This window comes from Desulfosporosinus nitroreducens (assembly GCF_023897015.1).
GTDB lineage: Bacteria > Bacillota > Desulfitobacteriia > Desulfitobacteriales > Desulfitobacteriaceae > Desulfosporosinus > Desulfosporosinus nitroreducens.
Window position 1 is genome coordinate 1 of the sequence record NZ_JAMHFY010000049.1, and the last position, 13,449, is coordinate 13,449.

Here is a 13,449-nt window from a genome sequence, read left to right on the forward strand (position 1 = left end):
TCATCAAGATGTTAGTTCTCTTTGTATTTCTACAAATGTCTAAACTTTTCATTTAGAAACGTGTCGCACATATAGCATTATCACGCACTCCACGTGCCTTGAACGATCAAAAAAGATGCCCGATAAACCTGGTAGCGTCTTGGCAGTGGGGAATATTCTAAAGATGTCAGCTTTTTATTGTCAGTATTACTTCCAGAGGGTGCTAGTCTGGCGCTTTCTAATACTTGAACAATCTTCTCTTTTCAACTTTTTTATTTAAATACTTACGAATACTTCTTCTGTTTTCTATTTGTTTTAGCATGCTAATCCCTTTATTAATAACTCACATTCTTATACAGTTCCGAAACCTCCATAAAGTTAAGCTGAATATATGACTTATGACCTTCCAAACATAAATTTATTAGTTTTTCTGACGAGTATCCTGTTGGGAAAAATATCATCACAACCGTTTTGATAATAAACAACAAACTTCGCAATGCCTCGAGTAGACAATAATGATGTCAAAGAGCTGGTGGTTCCTTGGCGGAAAGGTATCTTTCTTAAAACAAACCTAAATTCTTCTTATCAAAAAAATTCCGTTCCCTAAATGAACACATCACATCCACACATATGTTCTTATTGTATTGAATCCATTAACTCATAAAAATATTCTGATTCGTGAGTTTCATAGAGCTTATACCAAGCATCTAATGTTTTTGGCGAAAACACATCCAAAGCTTTCAAGACATGTATGGCAAATTCCAATGGAGCTACCCCCGAAGCAGTAATTAATTTTCCATCAGTAACAGCAGGCTCATTTTTGTAATACTTTTCACCGTTATAACCCGAACACACCATTTTGAGGTACCCCAAATCATTGCTTGTATGCCATCTTGAATCCAGCAATCCATTCTGTGCAAGCGCTACTGTAGCTCCACATATCGCCGCTACAACAATGTTCTCCTTTATACACTGTTCTGATTTATTAATTATTGGTTCGTGGATTGATTCCATCCATGTATCTCCACCAGGTAAAATCAAAGCGTCTGTGTTTTTAATGCTACACTCCTCTAGTACAATATCAGGTAATATCTTCAAACCTCCCATTGTAGTAACAGGAGTCTTTGCAACTCCCAAGGTAACTATTTTGGATGGGGATAGCCCCTTCTTATAATATCTTCCTGAGTTTAGTTCAGCAGTTAAATAACCTATTTCCCAATCTGCCATCGTATCAAATACATAAAGATATACAGTGCTATTCATTTTAAATTCCTCCTCTGACATCAAAAAATCGTTAATCAAATTTCGCTAATGATTAATGTTTATCACCATAATAGCACATCTTCACTGACAACTATTGTCAGTGAAGATATTATATTTGATAATATTCCATTAACTCCGTTGCTACAGAAACTAGCTTTTGCTTCAAACTCTGTGGTTCGATTACTTGAATAGCTTTTCCGTAAGAAAGAAGAAAATAAGGTACATATTTCGTGAATCGCTTTTTCATCAACTAAAAAGATTGCTTGGTTTAAATTCCTCTCTTTTAGATGATGACCTAAAAACCAATGAATGCATAAGTCATCCAAAGCCTCTGCTCTGCCCTTGATAATTAATGAAATAATGCCATTTTTAACTGGTAAGATTAGGCAAAAAACTTTGTAAAAAAAATCCCTTGGCAGAAAAGGCTTCAGGGTCGTTCAAACATCATTTTTGTTTGTTTTATCTGTATAATCCGTTCAACCCGAAAGCTGCGAATTTCATCCCGCATGATGATCACCCATAACGAAGAGATTGCCCAGCTTGCAGACCGCATCGTCCGCATTGAGGACGGAAAAATCGCAGGCGGTGAGCACCTATGATCAAAGTCAACAACCAAAAAGCGATCCGCAATCTGGTTGTGCCGACGGTTTTCAAAAGACCGTAGAAACGGATATCCCGCAAAATGGAGATTTGAAAGATATTGTAGATGATTAAATAGCCCGTGAAAATAAAGAGCAGGAGTGCGCAGGCAAGCCCGATTATTGTCCCGGCATCAAGCGTGACGCCGCTGGACATATAAGCCTAGTTGACACCGGTTGCCATGTAATTGGCTGAGCCCTCCTTCATGTCTGGCGAGCTTGTCGGCGTCAAGTTCACCATCCACAAGGTGCAGACGGCTAAAGGGAAACTGAAGACAGCGGGCATCAGCGCTTAGATCCTAAAACAGCTGAATTATCATAAAACTCTTTTAGAACCCCCGCGAGACACTTAATACCTTCGACGAGCCTGTCTTCCGGCATGTTTGAAAAGTTAATTCTGAAAGTATTTTCTTTCCCTCCATTTGGGAAGAAGGACCCACCCGGAACAAACGCAACATTTTTTTCAAGGCATTTAACCAGAACATCCCTCGCGTTAATATGTGGAGGGAGTTCTACCCAAGCGAACAGACCTCCATGGGGCTTTGTAAATGTTACACCTTGAGGAAATTCAGCCTCCATTGATTTAATGGTAATATCTCTTCGTTTTCTGTACACCTCGCGTATTTTTTCTATATGTTTTTCTATATCGTAAAGTTCAAGGTATTTGCTAATCTCCCTTTGAGCAATCGTATTGCACTGCAGGTCAGCGCCCTGCTTTACAAGTACATAGTTTGCTATTGCTCTTTTGTCACCTGCTATCCATCCGATCCTGTAACCGGGACAAAATATTTTAGAAAATGTTCCGAGACAAAGAACACAGCCCGTCTTATCAAACGACTTTACAGATGGCAAGGCCTCGCCTTCAAACCTCAGTTCACCATACGGATTATCTTCAATGACAACAACCTGATGCTTTTCGGCGATATCTGCCAGCCGTTTTCTCCTCTCAAGGCTCCATGATCTACCTGTTGGGTTTTGAAAATCAGAAATCACGTAGATGATTTTTACTCTTTCTGTCGTCTCAATAATATGCTCAAGTGCATCGGGTATCATCCCGCAATCGTCTGTCGGTACTTCCCGAAACTTACAGCCATAGGCTTTGAATGCGCTGATTGCAGCAAGGTATGTTGGGCTTTCGCAAAGTACAGTGTCTCCCTCATCGAGAAACACCTTGGCCGACAAATCAATCGCTTGCTGTGATCCATGTGTTATCAGGATATTATCGGCGTCGAAATTAGTCCCACGTGTAGAATTCATTCTATTTGCTATCCACTCCCGCAGAGGTGCATACCCTTCAGTTGTGGCATACTGGAGTGCTGCTTGACCATCTTCCTCCAACACTCGCCGGTTTACCTCTATTATCTCTTTTATCGGGAAAAGCTCGGGTGCGGGCAGGCCTCCTGCAAATGAGATAACTTCTGGACTTTCGGCTACCTTTAGAATCTCCCTTATTTCCGAAGCCTTTAAATATGACATTCTCTTTGCAAATTTGAATTCCATTTTATTGCCTCCATCTTTTTAAGTCATTTCATTTATAGACTTGCTCATACTATGGGATTAATTTCCATCATTGAATATATATCATCATTGCCCTTTTCAGCATCCAGCTCTTTCATTGCAGCGCATAACCTTTTAATTCCTTCATCAATATCCTTAATAGGTGCATAGGTGAAATTGAGTCTTATGAAATTATCTCCTTGTCCTGAAGAAAAGAAGGGAGAGCCCGGAACAAAGGATACCTTGTAATCGGCAGCTTTTGCTAAAAGCTTTAATGATGATATGCCATCCGGAAGTCTGCACCATAAATAATAGCCGCCTTTTGGCCTATTCCACTTTAAATCCTTAGGGGCATATTTAGCCAGAGCCTCATACATGATATCTCGTCTTGTTCGGTACTCGCTACAAACTTTATTTAAATGGGCTTCAAGTGAACCGTTTTCAATAAATCTTTCAACAATATACTGTGAAAGACTGCTTGAGTGCAGATCAATTAACTGTTTGGCTGATGCAAATTCCCGTATTATCTTTTTGTGAGCCACCATCCACCCCAATCTCAGACCGGAGTAAATGTTTTTTGAGAAAGTACTCAAATAAATAACATACCCCTCGTTATCCAAGGATTTGAGCATCGGGAGCAAATTACCGTCATAACATAGATCGCCATAGGCATCATCCTCAAGGATAATTACATTGTATTTTGAGGCAAGTTTCACCAGCCGTTTTCTTCTTTCCAGCTCCATTTCAGCTCCTGAAGGGTTCTGAAAAGTTGGTATAGTATATATAAGTTTAGGTCTGTACCTGTGCAGCAGCTGTTCGAGCGCATCGACGTTCATGCCTTTGTCGTCAATTGGAACACCGATTACTCGCGCTCCGACTGTTCTAAAAACCTGAATGGCGGGGAAATATGTGGGTTCTTCCACAACGACTATATCTCCGGGATCGATTAATATTCTAGCAGCCAAATCAATGCCCTGCTGGGAACCGGAAAGCATCATAATTTCATCGGGCTGGCAATAGACCCCTCTCTTTTGCATAAGCCCGCAAACAGCCTTACGAAGAGACATAAACCCCTCCGTTGGAGTATGAAGCAAAGACTTAAAGTTTCTGTTATTTACAACTTCATTTTCAATTCCTTCCAGTGCCTCAATAGGGCCGCTTACAGGAGATGCTATACCGGTAGCAAATGAAATAACATCGTTTCTGCTTGCCAGCGTCAATAGATCCTGTACCAAGCAGGAATCAAATCTGTTCGAGTATTGACTGAAAATTTGATTCCATTCAGGCTCCCGCGAAGAGCTGCAACCGCTCAATTCCTCATCGAGATATGAAAGCACAATAGTACCAGCTCCAACTCTGGAGCCAATAAGCCCCTCAGCCTTCAGTTCACTGTAAGCATTTAATACTGTCGTTCTATTGACACCAAGGCTTTCCGCCAGTTTTCTCTCCGCTGGCAGACGAAATCCGGGCAAAAGCTCCCCAGATAAGATTTGGCGACGTACTTGCTCAATAATTTGGACATAAACCGGTGCATCAGAGTCTCTGTTAATTATTACCTTCATACCAAACCACCTCATTGGATCAATCCATTTTTATTTTAATTACACATCTGCCGCTAATCAACAACCAATATAAGTTTTTTTAAATCATCCAATGTCAAACATAAGTCAAGGACCAAGTTGTACGACGCTGCAATTTAAAATTACCCACGGATCCAAAACAAAATACCCTGTAGAGTAGTTTCTTATTGTCCACTCTACAGGGTATATTTGTCTGAGTTAAAAAAATATCTCCAAGAGTTGCAGTTCAGAAAAGAACAAGTGATCTTCCTTCACTAATTACTTGAATCGAAAAAGAGCTGTCACTGTTTCCTAATGTGAAAGTTGTCATGCTTATGGGAGATGTGGCTAAAAAAGCATTTAACATGATTAGTAAAAAGACAACAAAGAAAAATGCCGTTCCCGGGGTGTCCACATACAAACTGCGGAACAGTGAAATCTACCATGAAGGTATCCGTATCATGCCGTCCTACATTATGACAGGGCAAAACATTTTGATTGAGAAGTCAAAATTTGAAATGGCCGCCGAAGATATTTCTGTTATGGTTAAATTGATTCAACAATAGTGAAACAAAACTCCCTGGAAAGCCTGACACATGTTGTCAACAGCACCCAAGCTCCTTGGCAAGCTGGATGGATACCGCACCTTTTCCGCAGCCTAAATCCAAAACTCGGGCATCTTCGTTTAGTGAGATATGGTTCTTTATCAAGCTGAGCATTTCTTTGGGAGAGCTTCCAAGCTCCCATAAATCCTGCAGCAAATAGGGAAGGAACGGGATAATATCGGTACTATCCCCCGTAAGTGATTGTGCCAGATTACCCGAGGTCATCTATAAAATGCTTATAAAACAGGGCAGAAAATGCACTTTTTCAGCCCGATTTTACTTATTTTTTGTTGGTCTGCTCATCTCACCATATAAGCCCACAACCGACCAGTCAATGCTTGCCTAAGGACGGTAGAAAGCAGTGTCAATATATGGTATGTTTATGATAAACGAGAATTTGAATCACGGATTTGAATGTTTTCTGATATAAATTAGGAATTTTGGAGGACAAAAATTATGAATGATTGGTTTACCGTTGATCATATTGACAAGGATACCTATATAATCAGCGAGTATAAACATTGGGAAGAAACCCATGCATATCTCCTGAACGGGACAAGCCACAGCCTGCTGATTGATACCGGGCTTGGTATTATGAATATTTATAACGAAGTAATGAAATTGACAGATAAACCTGTCATAGCTGTTGCTACTCACATACATTGGGATCATATCGGCGGGCATAAATATTTTCCTGAATTTTATGTGCATGAAGATGAGGCAAATTGGCTTGCGGGAGAGTTTCCATTGACAATGGAACAAATAAAAGCCTTTGTTGTTGAGAAGTGTGAGTTGCCGGAAGAATTCAACGTCGATGATTATGAGTTCTTTCAAGGCACTGCCACAAGAGTATTGAAGGATAATGATATTATAGATATCGGTGGACGCACGATACAGGTGCTGCATACACCGGGACATTCGCCGGGGCACATGTGCTTTTATGAAAAAGACAGGGAATATCTTTTTACCGGCGATTTGGTTTACATAGGAACGTTGTTTGCATATTTCCCGTCGACCAACCCCGAAGCCTATTTATCATCGATAGAGAGAGTTTCAGCTCTTCCGGTGAAGAGAGTGTTTCCAGCGCATCACGATTTGAATATCCAGCCCTCTACACTTAGGGATATGAAAAAGGCATTTACCCAATTAAAAGCAGACGGCAAATTGCACCACGGAAGCGGTACCTTTAAATACAATAATTTTGCTATATGGCTGTAATTGGCTATAAATAAAAGTCATGAGAAAGCATTGACCATAGAGCTTTTCGAATTTTTCATTTTGAACAAAATGAGCATAATAAGAATTTTAATTAAAAGAGCAAGTCAACAAATCCACCCATGTTGACCTGCTCTTTTTTGCATCACATACCGAGAATAGTCCAGTCAATGCTTGCATAAGGACAGTGGAATCGTGTTACAGTGTATGGTGTGATAAAAATAAGCAGGAATATGAACTGGAGTAATTTATAATGGATATAAAATACCATACAAATAGATGGCTAACACACTAGTATCAACTTGTTTTAAAAATATTTTGTTTTTTCCCCAGCTCGAATAAATCACTACAAAGAAATATATTTCCGCACCACACCCTGTCACTATAAAAGTAACCATCCTACTCCCACTCTAGAAGTCGCTGATATCAAGGCTTTCACTTAGCAAATATAGCACTATCAAGCACTCAACGTGCCCTGTCACGACAATAGAGCTATATTATTTATAGTCTTATTACCAGTGACCAGGGTGCGTGGACACCCCTCATCGGCTTGATAGAAAACACATTGAAGCCCTACATCGGCTCTATAGAAAACGTTTGACAATTTTATAATTATATAAATCAACAAAATGGCGGCGCTTTCTAACGCCTTCAGGACGATCCAGATACTCAATTGCGTGAGGGAGATGTGATCGCGCCAAGTCTTTGCGAAAGTTTATTGGAATCATTGTTTCTCCTTCCGCCTAAGACCTAAGATCAGAATATAACCGGTTGTCAAAAGAAAACCAATGATTACCATGGTTTTTTCTAAACCCCTGGGTTCCCAAAAGTAAGCTAGGGCCTCCTGGAATGGAACATCTAGTGCCACCATGTCCATTAAGATGGCAATAGCAAAGGTTACTACACACAGCAATAAGAAGACCCCAAAAAGCTTCAACTTCTCCCCACCTCGTCCTTTAAGTATTGGTGATTTTTGAATGGTACCATTTGCGAACATAAGCAATTAAAAGCATTACAAAAGGTACTATCAGCTCTAATGGAATAAGCAGGATAGGGACAGCTATTTTCAATCCCTCTTCCAAGTGTTCCGGAAAGGAACTTGCAATATAGATTGAAGAGGTGAAGATTATTAGACCCACAGGAACCACCAACGACCGGTGATTCGGAAGGCGAAACATAGAAGAAGCCCCAATAATAACTCCTAAGAAATAGAGGGTTATTTTTATAAAAGCACCGATGAACATTAGGAACATGGCTATTATTTCAAATCGTTGAATAAATTGACCTACATCAATTAACCGAACGGTTGCCAACAACGGAAAGGTGGCCATGGAGGCTATATCCGCGTTGAGAACGGCAATATTAACCGCAGTAGTATAGCTGATTATAATGCCGCTGACCAAAAATGCCGCTAAACCGGTTGCCCGGGCTTTAGACGGTTGGTTCAAATAGGGAAAGAACATTCCAAACACTACCGCTTCACCGAATGGGAAAACGACTGCCAAAGGAAACGTAGCCTTAATAATCGGTTTGATCCCTTCACCAAGTACCGGCTGTAGGTTAGTAATGTGAATTTTGTTGGAAGCTAGGAGGAGGATTGTCATTAGTACTAACATAATAAGAACAATGGGTAAGAGCACCTCATTCACCCGACCAACTACCTCAATACCATGGAAAACGGCGTAGCAGATTACGAGAATAATAAATAAACTAATCACTGCCAGAGGTGTTTGGGGGAGGAATGCGTCAATTATCAGCTCTGCAAGGTCCCGTAAGTCTCGGGCTGCAAGGTAAATAAAAAACGAAAGGTATAGTAAACTGAGGGGAAATCCGAGTACTTTGCCAAAAACTTGCGGAATGAATTGGATTAAGGTCTGCCCCGGGAACAAGCGAAACAATTGCGTGTACATAACGTACAAAAGGAGCCCCACCATAGTGGCAAGCAGTATTGCGATCCACGCATCCTGTTTAGCTTCCAGCCCCAAACCAAGGACGATGGTAGTTCCCAGTTCAAAAGAGATAATCAGCATAAACAGTTGACGGGGACAGATCTGTTCCTTTCCCACAGTTTCACCTCCTCCCCTTAATATACTGTGTAATTTTTTGGTAAAAAATACTTAGAAAACCATTCTGTTCATTTTCAATTACATATTTCAACTATTTCTACTGATACTATAAAGATAGTAGATTGAAGCAGAATGAGGAGAAATATAATGTTACGTTCTATATTGAAAAAAATACATTTTTGGCAAGCGCTTAACCAAACTATTAAAAGACAAGGAGATAACTCTCAAGAATTATCTCCATCTAACCTTTCGGATAACATTCAAGAAAACCTAAAACATCTACAAACTATTTTAGGTACAAGTAGTGATATTGTTGTACGGGAATTCAACTTTGGCTATGAAGGAAAAATTGAGGCCGCCATTATCTACTTAACGGGTATGACAAGTTCCGCTATCGTTAATGACAGTATAATAAAGCCATTGATGTACGATACCCGCTTATTCAGTTCAAATGAATTACTGGTTACTAATAACATTGAACTTATCCAGAAAACCATGCTCTCGGTAGGAGGAGTTAAAAGGGTTAGTACCATAGAGCTGTTAATCGATGGCTGTTTATATGGAGATACTGTTTTATTAGTCAATGGTTCCCAAGAAGCTCTGGTTATTAGTACCGTAGGTTGGGAAGCTCGGAGTGTAGAAGAGCCGAAAACCGAAGGTGTTGTGAGGGGTCCGCGTGAAGGCTTTACCGAAACTCTGGGTACCAATACAGCCTTATTACGACGTAAAATTCGAAATCCAAATTTCACCTTTGAAACGATGCAAATAGGTCAAAAAACCAAAACTGGTGTTCGTATCGCTTATTTAAAGGAATTGGTCAATCCCCGTCTTGTAGAAGAAGTCAAGCGCCGTTTAAAAAGGATTAATACGGATGCCATCTTGGAGTCTGGTTACATTGAACAGTATATTGAAGATGCTCCGTTTTCTCCCTTTCAGACAGTTGGTAACTGTGAGAAACCTGATGTTGTTGCGGCAAAACTACTGGAAGGGCGAGTAGCCATTCTGGTTGATGGCACTCCTATGGTACTTACTATCCCTTTGTTTTTTATTGAAAGTTTTCAATCCGCAGAAGATTACTATTCACGCCCTTATTATGCGAGCATGGTTAGAAGCCTACGATATCTAGCGTTTCTTATAACGATCCTAGCTCCGGCAGCCTATGTAGCGTTAACAAACTTTCACCAGGAAATGATTCCCACTCCCTTACTGTTCACTATGGCGGCGGCTAAAGAAGGGACTCCTTTTCCTGCAGTAACAGAAGCCCTTGGTATGGGATTGATATTTGAAATTCTCCGGGAAGCGGGAGTACGGTTGCCACGCCCTGTCGGTTCGGCCATAACTATTGTAGGAGCTCTGGTAATCGGGGAGTCAGCAGTATCAGCCGGACTTATCGGTGCCCCTATGGTTATCGTGGTAGGTATAACGGCTATTTCTTCTTTTGTGGTTCCGCCCCAGGCTGATGCAGGGGCTATCTTACGTTTACTATTCACTATTTTTGCCGGCTTCCTGGGTGCCTTCGGAATGATGATTGTATTGCTTGGGATTTTGATCCACCTATCTTCTTTAAGGTCTTTTGGAACTCCTTATCTTTCTCCTCTAGCCCCCCTCAGCCTTGAGGGCTTAAAAGATACCTTTATTAGAGTACCTTTGTGGGCTATGTTTACTCGTCCCAGAATCTTTAGCGGGCATGACCCCCAGAAACAAGAATTCAGGTTAATGCCTGAACCGCCCTCGGAGGACTCGGAAAACAGATAGTAGGGAGATGTATTCATGCAGAAAAACAGTAAGCTACTGTTAATAATTTTAATACCTCTCCTCATCGTTCTGAATGGCTGTTGGGATAGCCGGGAATTAAATACTTTAGCCATTGTTTCCTGTTTAGGTATTGATAAAGCAGAGGAACCTGGTAAAATTCAAATAACAGCCCAAATCATTAAACCAGGAGAGATAAAGGCTCCTCAAGCAGGGGGCGGTGGTGGCGGGAAAAAACCTTACTGGAACATAACCACTACGGGAGAAACCGTATTCGACACAATAAGGGAATTTACCCACGAGTCCAATCGAAAGTTATATCTGCCCCATAATGAAGCTCTAATATTTAGTCAGGATATTGCTAGAGAAGGGGTGGAAAAATATGTGGATTTCTTTGTCCGAGACCCGGAATCACGTCGCCTGACTAAGGTTCTAATTAGTAAAGGTAAAGCAAATGAAATTATAGATTCGGAAACAGAATTAGAAAAAATACCAGGTATAAATATTTCCCAATTAGTCGACAAAAGTGTCGCTACATCCGAAGCAAGTGATGTTAACCTGCAAGAATTCTTTACTCGTTTAATGAGTAAAACCACTGCACCGGTAGCCTCTGTGATTGAAGTCTCGGACCAAGGGAAAGAAAAAATAGCTCGTCTTTCGGGAACAGCAGTTTTTAAAACAGACAAATTGGTAGGCTATTTGAACAAAGCGGAAACCCGTGGCCTTCTATGGGTTATCGATAAAGTGAAAAGTGGTATCATTGTTGTGAAAAGTCCCAGTGGTGAAGGCAAAGTCAGCCTGGAAATTATTCGGGCCAGTAGTAAAATTACCACGGAAATAAAGGATAATAATGAACCCTATATTACGGTACATATCGATGAAGAAGGAAACTTGGGCGACCAAATGTCTCCTGAAGATGATCTAACAATATCGCCAGTATGGAGATCTCTTGAAAGATCCCAAGCTGACGTGATTCACCAAGAAGTAATGGCCGCTTTAAAGAAAGCCCAGGAACTTAATTCAGATATCTTTGGGTTTGGTGATGCTGTACATAGAAAATACCCCGAGTTGTGGGGAGAAATGGAAAAACAATGGGACCAGTATTTCCCGAACCTTGAAGTTGAAGTCATTGTAAATGCCAAATTAAGAAGAACGGGCCTGATAAAAAAACCACCTGAACAAGAATAGTAAAAATTAAGACGAGGGGACTTAACGAAACCCTATTTATAGGACGCAAATCTAAATAGGACGCAGAAAGAACGATCTACGCTGTTATTAATTGATCCGATTGATTCCTACTACTATCTTGTGCCATCCCGCTAAGAATGGTAAGCAAGAGTTCACCTCCAGAACCAATAGTGTCAATATTTTCCGTTTCGAAATAAACGGCTATTCCTTTGTCTTTTAGCTTTCTTACAAAGTGTAGGCAGTCCTCGGTATTGCGAGCAAATCTTGATATCGACTGTGCGGCACATTTGTGTTCTTGGGCGGGTGTTTGTCCCAGGAATCATCAAAGTGCCGGCAAGCGAAGTCACTGCAAGACCACCAAGGGCAACAAAACACTCAAATCCATCCTGACTCAATGTGCAAAAGCAGCCAGAAATGTTAAGGGCTCTTATTTCTCCGCGCAATACCAGCGAATTGCGGCGCGCAGAGGAAAGAACAGAGCAACTGTGGCTGTTGCTCATTCCTTGCTCATTCCATGCTCATTGCCATCTACCATGTTCTGAAAAACGGTGTGCCTTTTCACAATCTCGGTTCCGACTATTACGATGGCTTCAATCGTGAACACAAAATTACTGGTTATCTCAAACGATTACAGGCTCTTGGTTGGAGCCCGGAACCCTCACCCACGCCCGTCCACATAATGCTACTTCATTTTTCGACCTGCCAATAGCGCTAACCGAAACAGCTTCATAGCCATCTCGCGCAAACAAGCGGAGCGCGGTATGCAAAATATTTTTTTTGTATCCGACATCTAAAAACCCCTCTCAAAATCAGAAACCATCGTTCACCACTTATTGTAGTGAATATTTCGGTGTTGTAACGCCACCAGTACGCTCTGTACTGTACCACTGTCTCGCTCAGAATGAGCCACCCTGTTGATGGTTGAACCACTAGCTGAATATTATGGTCAATTGTTCAGGAATGTTTGGTTCGCGGAATATTTAAGTCAAAGTGAATCCTTAACAATTGCAAGGGCTATGTTAGGAATAATTAACAAAATTTTGTCCTATAACTGGAAATTCGAATAAACTTAGGTAAATGGATATTAGTAGTAACTGTAATCATGAGTAGGATAATGGGAAGTTTTGGATTATAATGAAACTGTAAAGAATGAAGACTGATAATAAAGACACGAATTAAAAATGGCTTTAGAGAGGAGAAAGTTTATGGAAATAAGATTAATATAACTATTAATCCAATGTCTTGATAGTAAATGTATCATCCGCATTGAATAGTAGTCGATACCTTTCATTAAGGTCGTAAAAAATAATCAGAGAACTATAAAGCCCTACAGGTTCACACGTACTTCTGTGAAAAAACTCCTTTTTCAAATAAATAATTGCGTCGTCATTTTCAGACGTTGAATAAATCCTTACATCAAGATTATCCAATTCAACTGCAAATGTATCGTTATTCTCATTAAGGTTTAACAAATGCTCACAAATGAGTTTTTCCCTAATTTCTTTCAGGTCATTTTTAATAATCTTCATTTAAAATTACCTCCTTGAGTTTATATTAATTCTACCCAAAGAAGCAAAAATTAATTATAAATATATGGGAATTATATAGTTCGGTATTTGTCAAATTAGTTGTCGCTAAACTCCAAAATTATATATAAGTTAAGAGGACTGTTTTTCCTCAATGATTT

General features: G+C 40.3%; 14 protein-coding genes and 2 pseudogenes. 6 read left to right on the top strand and 10 right to left on the bottom strand.

What is annotated here, in order from left to right:
* Window positions 1-182: 182 nt before the first annotated feature.
* The 3 genes and pseudogenes from M8E35_RS25310 to M8E35_RS27215 all read right to left on the bottom strand — a co-directional run.
* Window positions 183-301 (bottom strand): annotated as a pseudogene (locus M8E35_RS25310) (nitroreductase family protein); the annotation flags it as partial.
* A 314-nt stretch (window positions 302-615) separates the two neighbouring features.
* Window positions 616-1,242 carry a type 1 glutamine amidotransferase family protein gene (locus tag M8E35_RS25315; RefSeq protein ID WP_252473748.1) on the bottom strand — a complete coding sequence of 209 codons (627 nt, stop codon included), beginning with the start codon at window positions 1,240-1,242 and terminating at the stop codon, window positions 616-618.
* Window positions 1,243-1,351: 109 nt separating this feature from the next.
* On the bottom strand, window positions 1,352-1,489 hold the full coding sequence (locus M8E35_RS27215; protein WP_445012479.1) for a WCX domain-containing protein: 138 nt from the start codon (window positions 1,487-1,489) through the stop codon (window positions 1,352-1,354).
* 259 nt (window positions 1,490-1,748) lie between these two features.
* On the opposite strand from M8E35_RS27215, the pseudogene M8E35_RS27120 reads away from it, so the two are divergent.
* Window positions 1,749-1,841: pseudogene (locus tag M8E35_RS27120) on the top strand (ABC transporter ATP-binding protein); the annotation flags it as partial.
* A gap of 324 nt (window positions 1,842-2,165) precedes the next feature.
* Here the strand turns inward: M8E35_RS27120 and M8E35_RS25330 are convergent.
* Window positions 2,166-3,380 (bottom strand): aminotransferase-like domain-containing protein, encoded by a 1,215-nt coding sequence (locus tag M8E35_RS25330; RefSeq protein ID WP_252473749.1) that lies wholly within the window; start codon window positions 3,378-3,380, stop codon window positions 2,166-2,168.
* Window positions 3,381-3,424: 44 nt separating this feature from the next.
* Window positions 3,425-4,939 (bottom strand): MocR-like pyridoxine biosynthesis transcription factor PdxR, encoded by a 1,515-nt coding sequence (gene pdxR / locus M8E35_RS25335; RefSeq protein ID WP_252473750.1) that lies wholly within the window; start codon window positions 4,937-4,939, stop codon window positions 3,425-3,427.
* A 326-nt stretch (window positions 4,940-5,265) separates the two neighbouring features.
* On the opposite strand from pdxR, the gene M8E35_RS25340 reads away from it, so the two are divergent.
* Together M8E35_RS25340 and M8E35_RS25345 are read left to right on the top strand one after the other, a co-directional pair.
* Entirely contained in the window at window positions 5,266-5,502 is a 237-nt protein-coding gene (locus tag M8E35_RS25340) for a hypothetical protein (RefSeq protein WP_373887485.1), read from the top strand.
* 495 nt (window positions 5,503-5,997) lie between these two features.
* Entirely contained in the window at window positions 5,998-6,759 is a 762-nt protein-coding gene (locus M8E35_RS25345) for an MBL fold metallo-hydrolase (protein ID WP_252473751.1), read from the top strand.
* A gap of 721 nt (window positions 6,760-7,480) precedes the next feature.
* On the opposite strand, the gene M8E35_RS25350 is transcribed toward M8E35_RS25345, so the two are convergent.
* Window positions 7,481-7,693: a hypothetical protein gene (locus M8E35_RS25350; protein WP_252473752.1), complete on the bottom strand. Its 213-nt coding sequence runs from the start codon at window positions 7,691-7,693 to the stop codon at window positions 7,481-7,483.
* A gap of 19 nt (window positions 7,694-7,712) precedes the next feature.
* Window positions 7,713-8,822, bottom strand: coding sequence for a GerAB/ArcD/ProY family transporter (locus M8E35_RS25355; protein ID WP_252473753.1), 1,110 nt, complete (start codon window positions 8,820-8,822; stop codon window positions 7,713-7,715).
* A 147-nt stretch (window positions 8,823-8,969) separates the two neighbouring features.
* Between M8E35_RS25355 and M8E35_RS25360 the strand changes: the two genes are divergently transcribed.
* Window positions 8,970-10,577 (top strand): spore germination protein, encoded by a 1,608-nt coding sequence (locus M8E35_RS25360; protein WP_252473754.1) that lies wholly within the window; start codon window positions 8,970-8,972, stop codon window positions 10,575-10,577.
* A gap of 15 nt (window positions 10,578-10,592) precedes the next feature.
* A complete protein-coding gene (locus M8E35_RS25365; RefSeq protein WP_252473755.1) occupies window positions 10,593-11,762 on the top strand; it encodes a Ger(x)C family spore germination protein in 1,170 nt (389 codons plus the stop codon).
* Between the two features lie 76 nt (window positions 11,763-11,838).
* Here the strand turns inward: M8E35_RS25365 and M8E35_RS25370 are convergent, their stop codons facing one another.
* A complete protein-coding gene (locus M8E35_RS25370) occupies window positions 11,839-12,078 on the bottom strand; it encodes a recombinase family protein (protein ID WP_445012480.1) in 240 nt (79 codons plus the stop codon).
* On the opposite strand from M8E35_RS25370, the gene M8E35_RS25375 reads away from it, so the two are divergent.
* Window positions 12,014-12,304 carry a transposase gene (locus M8E35_RS25375; RefSeq protein ID WP_445012478.1) on the top strand — a complete coding sequence of 97 codons (291 nt, stop codon included), beginning with the start codon at window positions 12,014-12,016 and terminating at the stop codon, window positions 12,302-12,304. The two genes, M8E35_RS25370 and M8E35_RS25375, sit on opposite strands and share 65 nt — an antisense overlap.
* 78 nt (window positions 12,305-12,382) lie before the next feature.
* Here the strand turns inward: M8E35_RS25375 and M8E35_RS25380 are convergent, their stop codons facing one another.
* Both M8E35_RS25380 and M8E35_RS25385 read right to left on the bottom strand, forming a co-directional pair.
* On the bottom strand, window positions 12,383-12,529 hold the full coding sequence (locus tag M8E35_RS25380; RefSeq protein WP_309446511.1) for a hypothetical protein: 147 nt from the start codon (window positions 12,527-12,529) through the stop codon (window positions 12,383-12,385).
* Between the two features lie 462 nt (window positions 12,530-12,991).
* Window positions 12,992-13,291, bottom strand: coding sequence for a hypothetical protein (locus tag M8E35_RS25385; protein WP_252473756.1), 300 nt, complete (start codon window positions 13,289-13,291; stop codon window positions 12,992-12,994).
* Window positions 13,292-13,449: the final 158 nt, after the last annotated feature.